The following is a 19848-nucleotide window of genomic DNA, read 5'->3' as shown; positions in this document are numbered from 1 at the left end:
CTCTCCTTAACGTCCCAGATAGACGTCAATTACCTGTTCATTGGCCTGTACCTCGCGAAGCGAACCTTCCGCCAGTACCCGCCCCTGATGCAGCACCGTGACGTGGTCGGCGATGGTCTCGACGAAGCCCATATCGTGCTCAACCACCATCAGCGAATGCTTGCCTGCCAGGGTGCGGAACAGCTCGGCAGTGTATTCCGTCTCTGCGTCAGTCATACCGGCAGCGGGTTCGTCCAGCAGTAACAGATGCGGGTCCTGCACCAGCAGCATGCCGATCTCCAGAAACTGCTTCTGTCCGTGGGAAAGCAGCCCGGCACGGCGATCGCGCTCGCTGCCAAGCCGCAGCAAAACCAGCATCTCATCAATGCGGTCGCGCTGCTCGCCGCTGAGCGTGGCCCGCAGGCTCGCCCAGACGGACCTGTCGGCTTTCATGGCGATTTCGAGGTTTTCCCCTACGGTCAGCGCTTCAAACACGGTCGGCTTCTGGAACTTACGGCCAATGCCCTGACGGGCGATGGCCGCCGGTTCCAGGGCAGTCAGATCGATGGACTGATCGTAAATAGCTTTCCCGCTTTTTGGCCGGGTTTTGCCGGTAATCACGTCCATCAGCGTGGTTTTACCGGCGCCATTAGGGCCAATGATGCAGCGCAATTCTCCGACGCCGATGTTCAGCGAGAGATCGGTCAACGCCTGAAAACCGTCGAAACTGACGTTAATGGCCTCGAGCTGCAACACCGGATCGGTCTGCTCGCGGTAACGGTCGCCCGGTAGCTGGCGGGTAAAGAGTCCTTCAGAGGGCTGCATTAATTCTCTCCCTTACGAAACAGACCGAACACGCCGCGCGGTAAAAACAGCGTCACGGCGATGAAAATCAGCCCCAGAAACAGCTGCCAGTACTCCGGCATCGCCACGGTGAAAAAGCTCTTCGCACCGTTGACCAGCGCCGCGCCAATCACCGGGCCCACCAGAGTGCCGCGTCCACCCAGCGCTACCCAGATGGCCGCTTCAATCGAGTTGGTCGGCGACATTTCACCCGGGTTGATAATTCCCACCTGCGGAACGTACAGCGCTCCCGCCAGGCCACACAGCACGGCGGAAAGCGTCCAGACCAGCAGCTTGAAACCGCGCGGATCGTAGCCGCAGAACGTGAGACGGTTTTCCGCATCGCGCACCGCCGTTAAAATGCGGCCAAATTTACTCTTCGCCAGCGCGTAGCCTGTGCCCAGGGCCAGAAGCAGCAGCACGACCGTTGCGAGAAACAGCGCGATCCGCGTGGTGGTCGCCGTGACGGAAAACCCGAGCAGCGTGGTAAAGCCGGTAAAGCCGTTATTGCCGCCAAAGCCGGTTTCGTTGCGAAAGAACAGCAGCATGCCCGCGTAGGTCAGCGCCTGGGTCATGATGGAGAAATAGACCCCTTTGATCTTCGAGCGAAAAGCAAACCAGCCGAAGACCAGCGCCAGCAGGCCGGGGATCGTCACAATTAACACCAGAGCCCATGCAAAATGCTGCGTTCCCCACCAGAACCAGGGCAGCTCGCTCCACGAGAGAAACGACATAAACGCGGGCAGCCCGTCCCCGGCCGCCTGGCGCATCAGGTACATGCCCATCGCATAGCCGCCCAGGGCGAAGAATATGCCGTGCCCCAGTGAGAGCATACCGGCATAGCCCCAGACCAGATCGAGGGCCACGGCGACAACTGCGTAGCAGAGGATCTTGCCGATGAGCGTCAACATCCACGTAGAAACGGCCAGCGGATGCGTTGCGGGCAACAGCGCGAGAAAAGGCAGCACCAGCAGCGCCGCAACCAGCAGACTGCCGAAGATTTGCGTGGAGCGCGGTGCCCTGCGCGCCAGTGTTAAGGTCAATGGCTGGCTCATCAGTCTGTCACCCTCCCTTTAAGTGCGAATAACCCCTGCGGACGTTTCTGAATAAACAGAATGATCGCCACCAGAATCAGGATTTTGCCCAGCACGGCGCCCATCTGCGGTTCAAGAATTTTATTGAAGATCCCCAGACCAAAGGCCGCCGCGACGCTACCGGCCAGCTGGCCGACGCCGCCGAGCACCACCACCAGGAACGAATCAATGATGTATCCCTGGCCCAGCTCCGGTCCCACGTTCCCCAGTTGGGACAATGCCACGCCGCCCAGCCCGGCAATGCCGGACCCGAGGCCAAACGCCAGCATATCTACCCGTCCGGTGGGGACGCCGCAGCAGGCCGCCATGCTGCGGTTTTGCGTCACCGCCCGCACGTTCAGCCCCAGACGCGTTTTATTCAGAATGAGCCAGGTGAAGAACAGCACCATCAGCACAAACCCGAGCACCACAATGCGGTTCCACGGTAGCGTCAGGTTGGCGAAAACCTGCACCCCGCCGGACAGCCAGGCCGGGTTTGCGACCTCAAGGTTCTGGGCGCCAAAGGTCATGCGCACCAGCTGGATAAGCATCAGGCTGATCCCCCAGGTAGCGAGCAGGGTTTCCAGCGGGCGGCCATACAGATGGCGGATCACCGTGCGCTCCAGCACCATCCCGATACCTGCCGTCAGGCAAAACGCCACCGGCAGCGCCACCACCGGATAAAGCGCCAGCCACTGAGGCATCCACTGCGCCATCACCTGCTGCACCATCCAGGTGGCATACGCCCCGAGCATCAGCATTTCGCCGTGGGCCATGTTAATCACCCCCAGCAGACCATAGGTGATAGCCAGCCCGAGCGCGGCCAGCAAGAGTACCGACCCCAACGACAGGCCCATGAAGGCCTGCCCCAGCAGTTCGCCCCACATCAGCCGGTGCTGAATACGGTCCAGGCTCTCAGCGGCGGCGGCACGTACTCGTGCGTCCGGCTCGGTTTGCGCCCGGGTGAACGGCGTCAGCGTGGCCTGAACATCCGGATCGTCAGACTGTCCCAACAGTTCAACCGCGTTGAGGCGCGTTTCCGCCTGCGGACTCGCCAGCTGAAGATTTGCCAGCGCCAGCCTCAGCGACTGTCGGGTGACGTCATCCGTTTCGCGGTTAGCCCGCTGTTGCAGAAACCCGAGCATATCCGGCTGGGCGTCACGCTGAAGTTGCCGCGCGGCATGACGCCTTTCGGTGACACTGTCACTGACAAGCTGATGCGTCGCCAGCGCCGTGACGGTTAACACGCGCAGCCGGTTGGTCAGCCGCACGGCTTTGGTCGTTCCTTCGGCGCTCTTTGCCGCGCCCAGGGCAACCATTTCGCCGTCGATGCGGGTAAAAGCCTTCTTCTGGCTGTCGGTGTAGAGGTTCTCCTGTTGCAGCGCTTTAAGCAGCGGCAAACGTGCAGGTTCCGGCGTGGCTGCCCAGCGGGTCAGCATGGCGGTCTGCTGGCTGCGGCTAGCGGCAACGAAATCATCGGCATCCGATGCCTGCACCATCCCTGGCAGCAGTCCGGTAAGCCACACAATCGCAATAATTATGCGCATGGCGTTCATGACGTCTCTCCCTGGTGGTTGCTTAGTTGCTGGCGGTTTTCATCGGCTGGTCAGGTTTTTTGTCATTCCCGGCGATAAACGGGCTCCACGGCTGAGCGCGTACCGGCTGTTCGGTTTGCCAGACGACATTGAACTGGCCGTTGCCTTCGATTTCACCAATCATGACGGGCTTATGCAGGTGGTGGTTGGTGGCATCCATGGTCAGCGTAAAGCCGGACGGCGCATTGAACGACTGGCCCGCCATTGCCGCGCGCACTTTGTCCACGTCGGTTGTCCCCGCTTTTTCAACCGCCTGCGCCCACATATGCAGGCCGACATAGGTCGCTTCCATCGGATCGTTGGTGACGACGGTATCGGCATTCGGCAGCTTATGGGCTTTCGCGTAGGCTTTGTAGGCCGCGACAAAGGTCTGGTTGGTCGGGTTATCGACGGATTCAAAGTAGTTCCACGCCGCCAAGTTACCCACCAGAGGTTTGGTATCAATGCCGCGCAGTTCCTCCTCGCCCACCGAGAACGCCACCACCGGCACGTCCGTGGCTTTCAGCCCCTGGTTCGCCAGCTCTTTATAGAAAGGCACGTTGGAATCACCGTTGATGGTTGAGACCACCGCCGTTTTACCGCCCGCGGAGAATTTCTTGATACTGGCGACGATGGTCTGGTAATCGCTATGACCAAACGGGGTGTAGACCTCTTCAATATCTTTATCTTCCACGCCTTTCGAGTGCAGGAAGGCGCGCAGGATCTTGTTCGTGGTGCGCGGGTAAACGTAGTCCGTTCCCAGCAGGAAGAAGCGTTTCGCGCTGCCGCCGTCCTCGCTCATCAGGTACTCCACCGCCGGGATCGCCTGCTGGTTTGGCGCCGCGCCGGTATAGAAGACGTTAGGTGACATCTCTTCACCTTCATACTGCACCGGATAGAACAGCAAACCGTTCAGCTCCTCAAAAACCGGCAGAACTGATTTACGCGATACGGAGGTCCAGCAGCCAAACACCACGGCGACCTTATCCTGGCTCAGAAGCTGGCGGGCCTTTTCTGCAAACAGCGGCCAGTTGGATGCCGGGTCAACCACCACCGGCTCCAGCTTTTTCCCGAGCACGCCGCCTTTGGCGTTGATTTCGTCGATGGTCATCAGGGCGACATCTTTCAGGGGCGTTTCTGAAATGGCCATCGTGCCGGAGAGTGAGTGCATGATCCCGACTTTAATGGTCTCTGCGGCCTGGACGCCAAAACTGACCCCCATGGCGACCACGGAGGCGGACAAGGCGAACGCTTTTATAAAGGTACGACGGTGCATATTTTCACTCCTGAAAAAGAAAGCTGTGCGAAGACGTCCGTTACCGCCCGGACGCAGAAAAAGTAACGTCAGTTTCAGGAGAGCAAAAAGGGTGCCAGGTTGCAGAGGCAGGATTTAAACGGGTTCGAAGAGAGGATCTACGGGAAACGACTCAGAATGGTACAGCGCTGCACTGTAATAATGCAGCGCTGTGAACGATGTTACCAGACGTCGCTGGCGATTTGCGTCACCAGGCGAACTTTATCCCACTGCTGGGCTTCGCTCAGGCTGTTACCCTCTTCCGTGGAGGCAAATCCGCACTGTGGGCTGAGGCAAATCTGCTCTTTCGCCACGTAGCGCGCGGCCTCTTCCAGACGCGCTTTCACCCCTTCCGGGTTCTCCAGTTCACCGTGCTTGGTGGTGATTAGCCCCAGAACCACCTGCTGTTTACCCGGGCGCACAAAACGCAGTGGCGCAAAGTCGCCGCTACGGTCGTTGTCGTACTCCAGGAAGAACGCGTCGACGTTCACCGTACCGAACAGCACCTCCGCCACCGGCTCATAGCCGCCTTCGGAAATCCAGGTTGAGCGGAAGTTGCCGCGGCAGACGTGTAGCCCGATGGTCAGATCGTCCGGTTTGCCCTCCAGCGCCTTATTCAGCACCCGGGCATAGGTTCGGGCAAGTTCGTCTGCATCATCACCGCGCTCGCGGATCTGCCGGCGCTGGTCTTCTGAACAAAGGTAGGCCCAGACGGTGTCATCCAGTTGCAGATAGCGGCAGCCTGCATCGTAAAAGGCCCGAATGGCATCGCGCCAGGTGGTCGCCAGATCGTCAAAATAATCTTTCAGATCCGGGTAGACCGTGGCATCAATATCCTTGCGGCCACCGCGGAAGTGCAGCACGCTCGGGCTCGGAATAGTCATCTTCGGCTGTGCGTTACCGCTGATGCTTTTGAGGTAGCGGAAATCTTCCAGCATAGGATGATCGCCGAAGCCCAGTTTGCCCGTTACGCGCACGCCATGGGCTTTGGTCTGCACCCCGTTGAACTGAATGCCCTGCTGCGAATCATAACGCTCTACGCCCTGTAGCCCGTCAAAGAAGTCAAAGTGCCACCAGGCGCGGCGGAATTCACCGTCCGTTACCACATGCAGACCGCAGGCGCACTGCTGCTCGACAACATGGCGAATGGCCTCGTCCTCAACCGCGCGAAGCTGACCGGCATCGATCTCACCGCTGGCAAATTGCAGACGGGCCTGTTTAACAGAATCCGGGCGTAAAAAACTGCCGACTACATCGGCGCGGTACGGGGCGTGGTGTCGCTGCATGGAAATCTCCTCTGTCTGTCGGCGTTAATTGCCCACAGTGATAATTCATCTCTTGAATCTTTAGACTTCTGGATGTCTAAACGTCCTGAAAAGATGTCATACCGGCTCGCCGCCGACAAACGAGAAAATTTCATCTGTGTTGAAATAAATTCATGTTCACAGGGCGGGTGATGAAGATCCTGCAAACGCGAACCGCTCATCTTCCCAGCCGGTGATGCCCCCGAGCATAATCTTGACCGGCAGACCCAGACGCGCCAGCTTCAGCGCCGCCCTGTCCGCCCCGTTGCAGTGCGGGCCTGCACAATAGACGACAAACAGCGTGCCCTCTGGCCACGCTTTCATCCGCTCGGCGGTGATCTGGCTCCAGGGTAAATGCAGCGCGCCGGGCAGATGCCGCCGGGCAAAATGTTCAGGTTTTCCGACAACGTGCAGCAGAACAAAGTCCTGCTCACCGCTGGATACCGCGTGATGGACATCGGCGCAGTCCGTCTCGACGCTCAGACGACGCAGGAAATGCCCCACGGCTTCCTGCGGCTCAGCAGCCGGAAATTCAGTAACATAGCTCATGAATCTTCCTCATTTGTGGTGTTTGTGTTAACACTACTTTATCCCTTAATTCAGCCCATGAATGCGTCCGCCTATGCCAGAAAACAGCAAAAAGATGACAAACTTAAGACATCCCTCGCCGCGCGCGGTCGTGCTGGCATATGACGGTTTATGTACCTTTGAGTTTGGCGTGGCGGTAGAGATCTTTGGCTTGCCGCGCCCGGAGATGGGCGAGGACTGGTATCAGTTCGCCGTGGCGAGCGTGGATGACGGCGAGCTCCGGGCAACGGGCGGGATCCGTATTCTGGCCGATGGCGATCTGCGTCTGCTGGAGACGGCGGATCTGGTTGTCGTACCCGGCTGGCGAGGGCTGGATGACCCCGTACCCGAAGCGCTCTGCCAGGCGCTCCGCGCGGCGCATGCCCGCGGCTGTCAGCTACTCTCGATCTGTTCTGGCGTTTTCGTTCTGGCAGCCTCAGGCCTGCTTGACGGGCGGAAGGCAACCACCCACTGGCGCTACACGCAAGCTCTGAAAGCACGCTATCCCGCTATCACCGTGGTTGAGGATGTGCTGTACCAGGACGAAGGCGATATTCTCACTTCCGCAGGCAGCGCCGCGGGGATTGATCTGTGCCTGCACGTGGTGCGCCGGAATTACGGTATTGAAGCGGCAAACCGCGTGGCGCGTCGGCTGGTGATCCCGCCCCATCGGGACGGCTCGCAAACCCAGCAGCTTAGCCGACCGGTGGCTCAGTTGCGGGAGAGCCAGCGCCTGGGCCAGCTGTTTGATTATCTTCACCAGCATCTGGCCGTTTCCCATACCGTCGAATCGCTGGCCCTGCGGGTGGGTATGAGTCAGCGCACCTTTCTGCGCCGTTTCGAGGATGCGACCGGAACAACGCCCGCGCGCTGGTTATTAACTGCACGATTGCAGCGGGCAAAAGATTACCTCGAAAACAGTCGGCTCAGCATCGACAATATTGCGGAACAAACCGGATTTGGACAAAGCGGCACGCTGCGCCACCATTTCCGGCAGCAATTTGCGCTTTCGCCCGCGCAATATCGCAAACAATTTTCACAGCCGGTACGATAAACGGGCAAAAAAAAACCGCCATAATCTGGCGGTAAATGCTTGCATGGATAGATTTGTATTTTGGTATCTACGCTCCGGTATTCCATACCGGGATGTGGATCATCTGCAATCTACCACTGTGAGCCTCAACGAAGCATAAACGAATCGATTAACCCGCTTTGGTATTAATTTGCAGATAACGCATCAGCCCCTGCTCAGCACTCTGGCGGGCATCATCATTAATCGCTTCGAGATAAAACGCACGAGAGACCCCATACGGCGCCTGCTCGGATGGGTAAACGGCGAACTGGAAGGTTTTGCCCCTCGCCTTATTGGTACAGCCCAGCTCCCAGCGATCTTCACTTACCTGGGTGCTATTACATTCGACACGTCCGTAATCGCTGGTTAAATACGATCCGACACGGCTTTTTGCTGACTGAATATATTCTGGTTCTTCATTTGAATAGATGCTGGCCGCAGCACCCACCGCAACCACTACGCCCAGAAGTGATAGCACGATTATTTTTTTCATTTATTCGATCCAATCCTTAGCCAGAAAAATCTTATTGTAAATGATTTCCCAATAAATCTAGCTTCTCTTTGCATACCAGAAATGGGAGTTTACAACGGCGATATTGCTTTTAAGAATAGTCTTAAGTGAGTTTTATTGCGACCACAATTTTTGACAGTCTATTTTCTCAAATTTAAACAGTCGAATAATTACTCTATGAAATTATCCCTACGATGACCGTAGCGTATTTTCAGGGGATAAAGGATGTTCAGAAAAGAATTTTCGCTACTGCTGGTGATTAGCGCCCTGTTCTCAGGGCAGATTATGGCGGAGCACAAAGGGCATGAATTTGTGTATGTGAAAAACGCCGACCATCAGCTTCGTCATGAAGCTGACAGCGACGAGTTACGCAGCGCGGCTGAGGAGTCTGCGGAGGGGTTGCGCGAGCACCATGCCTGGCAGAAATCGCGCAAACCGGATACCCACTCTGCGGGTTAGCTGCCTTTACGCTTCGGCAGGGTCTTCATCAAATCGTCAGGGCTGACGGAGGCCACAATGCTTCCCGGAGGCGGCATTTTGAAGATGTGATTCTTCATCTTGCCGATAACGTGCATTTCACACGGACGGCAGTCAAACTTCAGCGTCAGCACTTCATCGCCATTCACCAGCTGCATCGGCGTCGCTTTCCAGCTTTTAATATTGCCTTTCGCCTGTTTCGGACAAAGGTTAAAGGCAAACCGCAGGCAGTGTTTGGTGATCATCACCGGCACATCGCCCTTCTCTTCATGCGCTTCATACGCGGCGTCAATCAGCTGCACGCCGTGACGATGGTAAAACGCACGCGCTTTGTGGTTGTAAACGTTCGCGAGGAACGAGAGATGCGTGTCCGGGTAGACCGGCGCAGGCACCGTTTCGGCCTTACGGCTGCCGCGCGGATAGTTTGCCAGCCGTGCTTCATCCAGCATCTCTGCCGTTTCACGGCGGAACTGGTTCAGCAGGCTGTTCGGCACGAACAGCGCGTCCGGCAGATTCACCTCAATATTGCGCGCGTAATAAATGGTCTGCCCCAGCTTCGCCACGCCATCCTTGAGGTTGCTAAGCGCTTTCTCCGCATTGTTCGCCACCTCGAACAGGCCGTCGAGCGTATGCGTCACGCTGATACCGTCTTCGCAGGTCATGGTCAGGATCAGCTGCTCTTCCCAGCCCCCCAGCGCGATATCCACCGCAATGCGGCGCTCGCTGGAGGTCTTGAGCAAGGCCTGCTGCCAGTTGTGATCCAGGTTACGGTTAAGCGCCGCATTAGGACGGGCTTTATAGAGATCGGCAGGCATTTCGTTCGGCCAGACGCGATAGCGATTTTCGCCGGTTTTCTCCACCGTATTGGCGCGGAAACCCACTACTTCACGTTTGATCATCACGTTGAGACCATCGCCGTTCGCCAGCGGCTCTGTAACCTGAACGTCAAGATGATCTTTCGCCACTTTCAGCACTTCACCCACCGGTAAACCGATAAACTTCGGTGAATCGAACGCGCCAATATCCCCTTTACGGGCATTCACGAAATAGTCCGTGCTGCCGCGGTGGAAGGTCTTGTCCGTCGACGGAATAAAGAAATGCTCTGTACGACCGGCGGACGCGCGCGCCAGGTCACCGCGATCGTCGATGATGGCATCCAGCATCTGACGATAATGGGCGGTGATATTTTTCACGTAGCTCATGTCCTTGTAGCGCCCTTCAATTTTGAAGGAGCGTACACCGGCATCGATCAGCGCGCCGAGGTTGGCCGTCTGATCGTTATCTTTCATCGACAGCAGGTGTTTTTCGAATGCCACCACGCGGCCCTGATCGTCTTTCAGGGTATAAGGCAGACGGCAGGCCTGAGAGCAGTCGCCCCGGTTAGCGCTGCGCCCCGTCTGGGCGTGAGAGATATTACACTGCCCGGAATACGCCACACACAGCGCACCGTGGATAAAGAATTCAATGGTCGCGTCGGTCGCCTGGTGGATATCGCGGATTTGGTTCAGGTTCAGCTCGCGCGCCAGAACAATCTGCGTAAACCCGACGTCCGAAAGAAACTTCGCCTTCTCAACGGTGCGGATATCGCACTGGGTGCTGGCGTGCAGCTCAATCGGCGGGATATCCAGTTCCAGAACGCCCATATCCTGAACGATCAGGGCGTCAACGCCGGTCTGGTAGAGATCGGTAATAAGACGCTGCGCGGGCTCAAGCTCATCATCATGAAGAATGGTGTTCAGGGTCACGAACACCTTCGCCCCGAAACGGTGGGCGAACGGGACCAGCTCGGCAATGTCGCGCAGGCTGTTGCTGGCGTTATGACGGGCACCGAAGCCAGGGCCGCCAATGTAGACGGCATCTGCTCCGTGAAGAATGGCTTCACGGGCAATGGCGGCGTCGCGGGCCGGGCTTAGCAGTTCAAGATGATGGGAGTGCAGGCGCATACTTCGTCGTTATCCGTTATGGTCAAAATGGCGGCTATTGTAGTCAGAAGTCTGTGCCAGTGAAACCGTTTTGCGACGCTTTAGCGGGGATAATGGATCAGAGAGTGAAAATGCACCGTCCGGGCGCTGCTGTTGCGGTACGCGTGCGGTTTATCGCCGGCAAAACGCACGCCGGAATCAGCGTATAGCGTGCGCCAGACACCGTCAATCTGCATGTCCAGCTCACCGCTTATCACCACCACGTGCTCGATCACCCCGGCTTCGTGCGGCGTGGACTCACTCAGTGCGCCGGGCGACAGGGTGATGGAGAAATGGTCGAACTTAAGCTGTTCATCCCAGGGGAAAAGCGGTTTCACCACCATCGCCTGCTGCTGCGGATCGAACACCGCCTGCGGTTCGCTTTCTGGAGTGATAAACGCCGAAAAAGGTACGTTCAGCCCGGTGGCGATTTTCCACAAAGTAGAGACCGTCGGGCTGGACTCATTGCGTTCGATTTGCCCAAGCATCGCTTTCGACACGCCCGTCTCTTCCGCCAGTTTCGACAGGCTCCAGCCCCGCGCCTGACGCAGCGCTTTCAGTGTGGTTGCCAGGTGTTGAGTGATATCCATAGTTCCTCCCGTTGCGGCAAAGCATACCACTTGTACGCTATAGCGCACAGTGATACCTTATCCCGGACGTTATAACGCACAACGGAGTATCCATGCGATCGACTGCCTCTCTCTTTCCTGCCGTGCTGGCCGGTTTTGTTGCCGTTCTGGTGGGCTATGCCAGCTCTACCGCCATTATCTGGCAGGCGGCTGCTGCGGCTGGCGCCAGTACACAGCAAATTGCCGGATGGATGACCGCGCTGGGGCTCGGGATGGGGATCAGCACGCTGGCATTGTCGTGGTGGTATAAAGCCCCCGTGCTGACCGCCTGGTCGACTCCCGGCGCGGCGCTGCTCGCCACCAGCCTGCAAGGCGTGACGCTGGCGGAAACCATCGGGGTATTTATATTCGCGAATGCGCTGATTCTGCTGTGCGGCGTCACCGGCCTGTTTGCCCGGTTGATGAAACTAATCCCGCACTCGCTTGCCGCCGCTATGCTGGCGGGCGTGCTGTTACAGTTTGGCCTGAAGGCATTCAGCAATCTTGAGGGACACATTTTTCTTTGCGGCAGTATGCTGGCCGCCTGGCTGGTGACCAAAGCCGTAGCGCCCCGGTACGCCATTGTCGCCACGCTGCTGGTGGGCGTGTTCGTGGCATGGGCCGGAGGTGACGTTGTCACGAACAGGATGACGTTATCAGTCATCATGCCGGAATTCATTGCCCCTGCGTTCACCTTCACCAGCCTGCTCAGCATCGGCTTACCCTTCTTCCTGGTGACCATGGCGTCGCAGAATGCGCCCGGCTTCGCCACCATGCAGGCATCGGGCTATCCGCTGGCGGTCTCACCGCTGATCGTTGCCACCGGCGGGCTGGCACTGCTGTTATCCCCCTTCGGCGTTTATTCTATATGCATCGCCGCCATCACTGCCGCCATCTGCCAGAGCCCGGACGCCCATCCGGATGCCAGTAAACGCTGGCTGGCCGCGGCGGCGGCAGGCGGGTTTTATCTGCTGGCGGGGGTGTTCGGCGGGTCGATTTCCGGGCTGATGGCCGCCCTGCCGCTGAGCGGCATCCAGACGCTGGCCGGGCTGGCCCTGCTCGGCACTATCAGCGGGAGTTTGTATCAGGCACTGAACCATGGAGCAGAACGCGACGCGGCGATCGTTACCTTCCTGATGACCGCCAGCGGCGTCACGCTCCTGGGAATTGGCTCCGCCTTCTGGGGGCTGGTGCTGGGAGGGATCTGTTACGCCGTCTTCTCACGCCTTCGCCGCGCGTAGCTGTGACGGCGTAATGCCGGTCATGCTGCGAAAACGGTTACTGAAATGGCTGGCGGAGTTAAATCCGCAGGCCAGCGCGATGTCGGTGAGCGGCGTGGTCGTGTGCTGCACCAGCGCTTTGGCCTTCTCCATGCGGCGCTGCATGACATACTGATGCGGCGCCAGCCCCATCGACTGGCGGAACATCCGCGCAAAGTGATACTCACTGAGTGCGGCCTGGCCCGCCAGTTCCGCCAGGGTTAAGGGTTGTGCAAGGTTTTCCTCGATAAAGGCCAGCACGTTGCGCAGTACAAACGGTGATAACCCGCCGGTCACTACCGGCAGCTTCCACTGTACGCTGGAATAGTGCTGGACCAAATGCGTCAGCAATAAGGTCGACGCGGTGCTCAGGGTGAGCTGATTGGCGTTTTGCTGCCAGTCGCAGCCGAGCAAAAACTGGCGATAAAGGGCGGTGATTTTCGGATCGCTGCCGAAGATTTTTTCCTCCAGCGTCAGCGATAGCGGTCGTTTATCCCAGATTTTCTCCCCCACGTCCCGCAGGTGTTCATCGGTGCAGTAGAGGTGCACAAACGACAGGTCGTCACGAATATCCCACGTGGATTCGCTCTCTTCCGGCATCAGACAAAAACGGTCCGGCCCGCCACCATTTTTCCAGCCACCCGGCGTTTTTTGATAGCTTTCATAGCCATCCGCCACGTACAGGCTAAGGGTGTGATGGTTGCTTTTCACCGTGATCGTGTCGTGCTTGTTGTACCACGCCGCCAGTTGAATGCCAGTATTGAGCGCGACGGTTTCCCGCAGCACTGCATTTTGTTGGCGTAACGTTTCAAAGGTGTCGTAAACGAGAGACATGGCCGTAAACAGGTGATTAATCAGACTGTCAGTCTAAGAAGTGTTGCAGCCTGTTACCAGCCATTGTGCGAGAAAAAAGCGCAAGAATTTGCAAGTCCGGCGCAAGACGATGAAAGCCGGCCCCCCCTTCTTTCGCCACACTGTCGTTTTTCGCGGTATGAGAAGAGAGACACCATGAACGCATTACTCTATGGGCTGGTCGTTGTGATCTGGGGCACGACCTGGATCGCCATTTTTTTGCAACAGGGGCCGGTTGCAGCGCCGGTCTCCATTTTCTGGCGCTTCGCCGTGGCCAGCGCCACGATGATGATCGTCCTGGTCGCCCTTCGCCGCCTGCGCAGGCTGGCGCTGCGGGATCATCTCTACTGCATGCTTCAGGGCTGCTGCGTTTTCTGTTTCAACTTCTGGTGCTTTTACACCGCCGCCGCCCATATCAATACCGGCCTTGAGTCGGTGATTTTCTCGATGGCCGTGCTGTATAACGCCATCAACAGCTTTATCTTCTTCGGCCAGCGCCCACCCGCACGCTTCTGGACGGCGGCAGCGCTAGGGCTTATCGGGATCATTACCCTTTTCTGGAACGATCTGCTCGCCAGCGGCTGGAGCGCGTCGTTGCTTACGGGCATCGGGCTTTCCGCCCTCGGCACCTACGGCTTCTCGCTGGGGAATATGATCAGCATGCGTCATCAACGAAACGGGCTGGAAACCATGACCACCAACGCCTGGGCGATGCTGTATGGCACCGTCGTGATGGGCCTTATCGCGCTCTTCAGGGGCGATAGCTTTATGCCGGAATGGACGGTGAGCTATATGGGGGCGCTGCTCTATCTTGCGCTGTTTGGCTCGGTGATTGCCTTCGGCGCCTACTTTACGCTGGTAGGCCGCATTGGTCCCGGTAAAGCCGCGTACAGCACCCTGCTGTTCCCGCTGGTGGCGCTGTCGATTTCAACGGTGTACGAGGGTTACGTGTGGCATCTCAATGGGATCGTCGGCCTGCTGTTGATTCTGGGGGGAAATATGGTGATGTTTACGAAGCCGGAAACCTGGTTCCGCCGCCTGCGGACGGCATAAAAAAACGGCCTGCGAAAATGCAGGCCATTTTTTATTATTTTGTTGTCTGATGGACATCAAACATGGTGGCATCCGTCGCCATATCATCCACAACCTGCTTCAGGGTGCCGAAGCCCATTGGCGTATTCTCGTTCGCCAGCTCTTTCCCTTCACCCTTACGAACAACCTTAATCACTGGTTTGTTCGTGGCCGCATCGATTAACTCACCTTCGAAGAACAGATGCGTATCCATGGTACGATGGCCCGTTGCCATCTGCGTACCCGCAACCAGCAGCGCCACAGGCACCACTTCATAGAACTGCAAACCTTCTTTGTCTGAGCTCACACCCGTGATGGCGCCGCGGAAGATCAGGCTATGTTTGCCCGGCGTCGTCACAATCGGCTTACGCTGGCCAATCGCGGTTTTCAGTTTGGTATTGGTATAATGCAACAGCTCATCAAGCGTTTTTTGCCCAAGCTGAGTGGTCGGTTTTGGCGTCGGATAATAGGTTATCGGCGTCCAGATAATGCTGTCGTAATTCGCCTCATTATAGGACGGGTCAACCCAACGCAGGGTTGGCTTCCCGGTTGCAGATTTCATCTCCTGCAAGCCGGAGTAATCTTTTAAAAAGCCTGAATATTGATCGGGGGCTGCGACTTTTGACGCACAGCCGGAAAGGGCCAACAGACCAGAAAGCACTGCAACTTTAAAAAAAGTGTGAGTACGCATGATGGTATTCCATGTTATCTGCAAGTATGCACTTGAAGTTATAACAAAAAACCGGGCGATGTGTTGTGGCAAAAAATGACGAAGACAGCACAAATAGCGAAAAAACTGCCCGACCGAAACCGGGCAGTGAAAAATTACTCCTTCAGGTCCACTTGCCAGAACAGGTGCTTGCCGAAAGGATCGATTTCATAGCCCGTGACCTCTTTACGGACTGGCTCAAAAATCGTCGAGTGGGCAATCATTACCGCCGGCATTTGATCGTGCATCATCTGCTGCGCCTGCTTGTACAGCGCCACGCGTTTTTCGCGATCGGTTATCGATTTAGCTTCGGCAATCAGGTTATCAAACGGCTTATAGCACCATTTGGCCGAGTTCGACCCGCCGTTGGCGGACGTACAGGTAAACAGCGGGCCGAAGAAGTTATCCGGATCGCCCGTCGCCGTTGTCCAGCCCATCAGTGCGGCCTGATGCTCCCCGCCCTTCACGCGCTTCAGGTATTCGCCCCATTCGTAGGTCACGATTTTGGTCTGCACGCCCACTTTCGCCCAGTCCGCCTGGATCATCTCCGCCATACGCTTCGCGTTCGGGTTATACGGCCGCTGCACGGGCATGGCCCACAGATCGATGCTTACGCCGTTGGCAAATCCCGCCTCCTTTAGCAGCGCTTTCGCTTTTTCTGGATCGTAATCATAGTCTTTCAGCTCGCTGTCGGCACTCCAGACGCCAGGCGGCAGCAGGTTTTTCGCCGCCGTGCCGGTGCCGTGGAACACCGCCTCAATGATGGCGGGTTTGTTAATCGCCATCGCCAGCGCCTGACGCACTTTTACGTTATCCAGCGGCGGCTTTTGCGTGTTAAACGCCAGGAAACCGGTATTCAGACCGGCCTTGCTCATCAGGTTGATGTCTTTGTTAGCCTTCATACGCGGCAGGTCCGCCGGATTCGGGAAAGGCATCACCTGGCACTCATTCTTCTCGACTTTGGCAAAACGCACCGAGGCGTCCGGCGTGATGGTGAACACCAGACGATCCAGCTTCGATTTTCCCTGCCAGTAGTCAGGGAAAGCGGTGAAGAGGATGCGGGAATCCTTCTGATATTGCGCCAGCTTAAACGGCCCGGTGCCAATCGGCTGCATATCAACCTTTTCTGGCGTGCCCGCTTTCAGCATGGCATCGGCATACTCCGCCGACAGAATGGAGGCAAAGTACCACGCCAGATCAGCGACAAACGGCGCTTCCGGATGCGCCAGGGTGAAGCGCACGGTGCGATCGTCAACTTTATCAATGGCGGTAATCAGGCTGCCGAACTCCAGACTTTCGAAGTTGGAATAACTGCCGTTGGAGACGTTATGGTAGGGATGATTCACATCTTTCTGGCGCATAAACGAAAAAATCACGTCGTCCGCGTTGAAGTCGCGCGTCGGCGTGAACAGCTTATTACTGTGGAATTTCACCCCTTTGCGCAGGTGGAAGGTGTAGATCTTGCCATCGTCGCTTACCTCCCAGCTTTCCGCCAGGCTCGGCACCAGTTCGGTAGTGCCCGGTTTGAAATCGACCAGACGGTTATAAACCGGTACGGCGCTGGCGTCCACGCTGGTCCCCGACGTATAGAGCTGAGGATTGAAATTTTCCGGCGATCCTTCGGAGCAATACACCAGCGTTTTTGCCGCGACGGTGGAACTGACCGTCAGCGCAGCAAGCGCCAGCGTTATCATTGTGAATGTGCTTTTCATCATTTATTCCTGTCTTTTTAATTCGACGGCTAATTACTTCTTTTGCCATTTCATAAATAACATTAAAGTGATGGCGCAAACACATGAAAAATAAATACAGAAGGAAACACTATGGGCTCAGAACTCTCCAGACAATTAACCCAACGCTTTTTCCGCTATCTCGCCATCACCAGCCAGAGCGACCCGAAAGTCAAAACCCTGCCCTCCACTCCGGGCCAGCACGACATGGCGCGGGAGCTGGCGAAGGAGCTGAAAACGCTGGGGTTAGATGATATTGTGATAGATGAGTTCGCCACCGTTACCGCCGTGAAAAAAGGCAATGTTCCCGGCGCGCCGCGGATTGGTTTTATTACCCATATCGACACCGTCGACGTCGGTTTATCCCCGGATATTCATCCACAAATATTAACGTTTACGGGGAATGATCTCTGCCTGAATAAAGAGAAAGATATTTGGCTGCGCGTAAATGAGCACCCGGAAATTCTGGCTTATCCTGATGAGGAGATTATTTTCAGCGACGGAACCAGCGTATTAGGCGCAGATAATAAAGCGGCCGTCACCGTGGTCATGACGGTGCTGGAAAACCTCACCGCTGAACATAAGCATGGCGATATTGTGGTGGCGTTTGTACCCGATGAAGAGATTGGCCTGTGCGGCGCGAAAGCGCTGGATTTAAAGCGCTTCGACGTCGATTTTGCCTGGACCATCGACTGCTGCGAGCTGGGGGAGATTGTTTACGAGAACTTTAACGCGGCGGCGGCTGAAATTCGCTTTACCGGCGTCACGGCTCACCCGATGTCCGCCAAAGGGGTGCTGGTCAATCCGCTGCTGATGGCAACGGATTTCATCAGCCATTTCGATCGCCGGCAAACCCCGGAATGCACCGAGGGGCGCGAAGGTTATATCTGGTTTAATGGCATCCAGGCCGGGCAGAACGAAGCGATACTGAAAGCCAATATTCGTGATTTTGACAAAGATGGTTTCGCCGCCCGCAAGCAGCACATTGCCGATGTGGCGGCGCAAATAGCCGCGCAGCATCCCACGGCAAACGTGGAATACCGCATTGAGGATACCTACAGCAATATCAGCAATGCGATTGGCGAAGACCGCCGCGCGATCGACCTGATGTTCGAGGCGATGGAGTCGCTCGGCATCACCCCAAAACCGATCCCCATGCGCGGTGGCACGGATGGAGCGGCCCTGTCAGCCAAAGGCCTGCTCACCCCGAACTTCTTCACCGGCGCCCATAACTTCCACTCGAAGTTTGAGTTTTTACCGCTGTCGTCGTTCGAGGCCTCCTGTCGCACTGCCCTGCAACTCTGTCTGCTGGCGGCGCGTTAAGCGGGCTTGCGTGCGAGCATGGTGGCGAAGCGCAGCTTGATACGGTTCCCGTTGGCATCGGTACGGTGGAGTTCCCCTACCTCTTCGTTGTACTTGATCAGCTCCCAGCCTTCGTAGTAGTTGCTCAGTTCACCGGTTTTGAAGGCAAACGGGAAGCCGACTGTGCACGGATAATCCTCCGTATCCATGGCAGCAACGATCAGGTTATAGCCGCCTGGTCTGGTGCAACGCTGCATATTGGCGATAAGACCAGGGATGGTATTCGCTTCGAGGAACATCAACACGACGGTGGAAAGAATAAAGTCGTATTCGCCGTCAAAGGTCAGGTTGTTCAGATCCTTAATCGCCGTTTCCAGATTCGCGATCCCTTCCGCCGCCTTAATGCGCTCGATGTTATCGATGCTCATCGGGTTTTTATCCCACGCCGTCACGTCATAGCCGTTGGCCGCGAGGTAGAGGCTGTTGCGGCCATTTCCGCAACCCAGATCGAGCGTTTTACCCGGCTTAACAATGTCCGCGCTGAGCAGCACCTCTGAGTGCGTGCGGGTCAGCCCATATTTCTCAGTAAAGTAGTTTTCATCGACAGTCATTATTTTTCCTCAGATTGCATAAGCAGTGCCTTATCAGCGCGCACCAGAAGTTTGCCCTGCATCAGCAAGATAAAAGTACGGACCAGCAGCATCGCGATGATGACGTTGGTGAAAATAAACAGGGGAACCGCGAGGGCATGAAAGAACCCTGACGGACTGCTCTGCCCCAGATGTAAACCGGTGGTCGCCAGCGCCGACACCCCGAACGAGAAGCTCCAGAACGACGCGTTGAACGGCTGCGACAGATACCACGGCATCAGACGCAGCATAAACAGGAGTTGCAACAGGCCATAGCCGAAAAGCATTTTGGCGAAGGTGTCCGCTTCGCCGCCGTTGACGCTAAACCAGGCGCTACAGGCCACCAGGGCAGGCGCAAGCTGGATCCCGAGCGAGGTACGAAGGGCAGCGGGCAGTTCGCCCGCGCTGCGCAGGCGTTGCAAAATGACCGGCTCCAGGCTCAGCCAGGAAAAGACCCCGGCACCAAGGAACACCAGCCCCGCGTCGTGGAAGCCTAGCGCACCGCAGGCCATCGCGCTGATAAAATTGTTCGCTACCGTCGGCAGATACAGTCCCGGCGTCGTGGCTTCTTCCGGATGCTTGCCGCGCCACAGCCCGGCGCTTTGCCAGGCGGCATACGCAAGCTGGATCACCACGCCCACGCTAAACAACCCCAGCGCCAGCGGGCGATACCACGGCACAAAGCCGATGGCCACCAGCAGCGTTGTGGCAGGAAACAGGCTGACAAAACTGCTCATTACCGGATGCCGCATCTCGGCCAGCACGCTATGTGGAAACCGTACCGCACGGGTAAGAAACGCCACGCTCAGAAGGAACCAGATCCCCACCGCCAGCGCCACCAGGATCTCGCCCGGCCAGCGCGTCACCGGCCAGATGGTGCCGGCGTAACGCCAGGCGAACCCCATGCCTATGGTCCCGAGGACCATACCGAAATACCCGGCGGGCAAGTTAAGAACGCGTTGGTTTTGGTTATGCATTTTTTTTAAACTTTAAAATGTATTTTAAATGCCATTTTAAGGGGTTTCCTGAGCGG

General features: G+C 57.0%; 19 protein-coding genes. 5 read left to right on the top strand and 14 right to left on the bottom strand.

What is annotated here, in order from left to right; genetic code table 11:
* Window positions 1–6 precede the first annotated feature (6 nt).
* From urtD to ACOTX5_RS10445, 6 genes are all read right to left on the bottom strand, one after another.
* Complete coding sequence (urtD, locus tag ACOTX5_RS10470; RefSeq protein ID WP_015570541.1) at window positions 7–804, bottom strand: urea ABC transporter ATP-binding protein UrtD; 798 nt, start codon at window positions 802–804, stop codon at window positions 7–9.
* Window positions 804–1877, bottom strand: a complete 1074-nt coding sequence (gene urtC / locus ACOTX5_RS10465; protein WP_015570542.1) for an urea ABC transporter permease subunit UrtC — start codon at window positions 1875–1877, stop codon at window positions 804–806. Before urtC ends, urtD begins: the two co-directional genes overlap by 1 nt.
* Entirely contained in the window at window positions 1877–3451 is a 1575-nt protein-coding gene (gene urtB, locus ACOTX5_RS10460; protein ID WP_015570543.1) for an urea ABC transporter permease subunit UrtB, read from the bottom strand. Before urtB ends, urtC begins: the two co-directional genes overlap by 1 nt.
* Window positions 3452–3473: 22 nt before the next feature.
* Window positions 3474–4745, bottom strand: a complete 1272-nt coding sequence (gene urtA / locus ACOTX5_RS10455; RefSeq protein WP_015570544.1) for an urea ABC transporter substrate-binding protein — start codon at window positions 4743–4745, stop codon at window positions 3474–3476.
* A 200-nt stretch (window positions 4746–4945) separates the two neighbouring features.
* A complete protein-coding gene (locus tag ACOTX5_RS10450; RefSeq protein WP_015570545.1) occupies window positions 4946–6049 on the bottom strand; it encodes a cobalamin-independent methionine synthase II family protein in 1104 nt (367 codons plus the stop codon).
* Window positions 6050–6205: 156 nt separating this feature from the next.
* The gene (locus tag ACOTX5_RS10445; RefSeq protein ID WP_017383989.1) at window positions 6206–6616 is read right to left on the bottom strand and encodes a rhodanese-like domain-containing protein; all 411 of its coding nucleotides are present in this window, start codon (window positions 6614–6616) and stop codon (window positions 6206–6208) included.
* 73 nt (window positions 6617–6689) lie between these two features.
* Between ACOTX5_RS10445 and ftrA the strand changes: the two genes are divergently transcribed.
* Window positions 6690–7688 (top strand): transcriptional regulator FtrA, encoded by a 999-nt coding sequence (gene ftrA / locus ACOTX5_RS10440; protein WP_045911725.1) that lies wholly within the window; start codon window positions 6690–6692, stop codon window positions 7686–7688.
* A gap of 148 nt (window positions 7689–7836) precedes the next feature.
* Here ftrA and ACOTX5_RS10435 read toward each other — a convergent pair whose 3' ends face one another.
* Window positions 7837–8199 carry a hypothetical protein gene (locus tag ACOTX5_RS10435; protein WP_015570547.1) on the bottom strand — a complete coding sequence of 121 codons (363 nt, stop codon included), beginning with the start codon at window positions 8197–8199 and terminating at the stop codon, window positions 7837–7839.
* Between the two features lie 243 nt (window positions 8200–8442).
* Between ACOTX5_RS10435 and ACOTX5_RS10430 the strand changes: the two genes are divergently transcribed.
* Complete coding sequence (locus ACOTX5_RS10430) at window positions 8443–8676, top strand: DUF2554 family protein (protein WP_015570548.1); 234 nt, start codon at window positions 8443–8445, stop codon at window positions 8674–8676.
* Here ACOTX5_RS10430 and ACOTX5_RS10425 read toward each other — a convergent pair.
* Window positions 8673–10637, bottom strand: coding sequence for a peptidase U32 family protein (locus ACOTX5_RS10425; RefSeq protein WP_015570549.1), 1965 nt, complete (start codon window positions 10635–10637; stop codon window positions 8673–8675). The genes ACOTX5_RS10430 and ACOTX5_RS10425 overlap by 4 nt on opposite strands.
* 80 nt (window positions 10638–10717) lie before the next feature.
* On the bottom strand, window positions 10718–11245 hold the full coding sequence (locus tag ACOTX5_RS10420; protein ID WP_015570550.1) for a helix-turn-helix domain-containing protein: 528 nt from the start codon (window positions 11243–11245) through the stop codon (window positions 10718–10720).
* Between the two features lie 92 nt (window positions 11246–11337).
* Between ACOTX5_RS10420 and ACOTX5_RS10415 the strand changes: the two genes are divergently transcribed.
* On the top strand, window positions 11338–12504 hold the full coding sequence (locus tag ACOTX5_RS10415) for a benzoate/H(+) symporter BenE family transporter (protein ID WP_047727097.1): 1167 nt from the start codon (window positions 11338–11340) through the stop codon (window positions 12502–12504).
* Here the strand turns inward: ACOTX5_RS10415 and ACOTX5_RS10410 are convergent.
* Entirely contained in the window at window positions 12484–13356 is an 873-nt protein-coding gene (locus ACOTX5_RS10410) for a helix-turn-helix domain-containing protein (RefSeq protein WP_006810606.1), read from the bottom strand. The two genes, ACOTX5_RS10415 and ACOTX5_RS10410, sit on opposite strands and share 21 nt — an antisense overlap.
* A gap of 174 nt (window positions 13357–13530) precedes the next feature.
* On the opposite strand from ACOTX5_RS10410, the gene ACOTX5_RS10405 reads away from it, so the two are divergent.
* Entirely contained in the window at window positions 13531–14427 is an 897-nt protein-coding gene (locus tag ACOTX5_RS10405; protein ID WP_023303719.1) for a DMT family transporter, read from the top strand.
* Between the two features lie 34 nt (window positions 14428–14461).
* On the opposite strand, the gene ACOTX5_RS10400 is transcribed toward ACOTX5_RS10405, so the two are convergent.
* Window positions 14462–15136 carry a DUF3313 domain-containing protein gene (locus ACOTX5_RS10400; RefSeq protein WP_047727099.1) on the bottom strand — a complete coding sequence of 225 codons (675 nt, stop codon included), beginning with the start codon at window positions 15134–15136 and terminating at the stop codon, window positions 14462–14464.
* A gap of 134 nt (window positions 15137–15270) precedes the next feature.
* Window positions 15271–16866, bottom strand: coding sequence for an ABC transporter substrate-binding protein (locus ACOTX5_RS10395; protein ID WP_045348280.1), 1596 nt, complete (start codon window positions 16864–16866; stop codon window positions 15271–15273).
* Between the two features lie 111 nt (window positions 16867–16977).
* Here ACOTX5_RS10395 and pepT point away from each other — a divergent pair, with 111 nt between their 5' ends.
* On the top strand, window positions 16978–18207 hold the full coding sequence (gene pepT, locus ACOTX5_RS10390) for a peptidase T (protein WP_045906708.1): 1230 nt from the start codon (window positions 16978–16980) through the stop codon (window positions 18205–18207).
* On the opposite strand, the gene tehB is transcribed toward pepT, so the two are convergent.
* Window positions 18204–18797: a tellurite resistance methyltransferase TehB gene (gene tehB, locus ACOTX5_RS10385; protein WP_015570555.1), complete on the bottom strand. Its 594-nt coding sequence runs from the start codon at window positions 18795–18797 to the stop codon at window positions 18204–18206. The genes pepT and tehB overlap by 4 nt on opposite strands.
* A complete protein-coding gene (gene tehA, locus ACOTX5_RS10380) occupies window positions 18797–19792 on the bottom strand; it encodes a dicarboxylate transporter/tellurite-resistance protein TehA (RefSeq protein ID WP_023296595.1) in 996 nt (331 codons plus the stop codon). The genes tehB and tehA overlap by 1 nt, the downstream gene beginning before the upstream one ends.
* Between the last annotated feature and the right edge of the window lie 56 nt (window positions 19793–19848).

This window comes from Enterobacter cloacae complex sp. IR5441 (genome assembly GCF_049238215.1).
Taxonomy (GTDB): Bacteria; Pseudomonadota; Gammaproteobacteria; order Enterobacterales; family Enterobacteriaceae; genus Enterobacter; species Enterobacter hormaechei_C.
The sequence above is the reverse complement of the archived record's forward strand: the minus strand, read 5'-3'. Positions and strand labels throughout refer to the sequence as shown.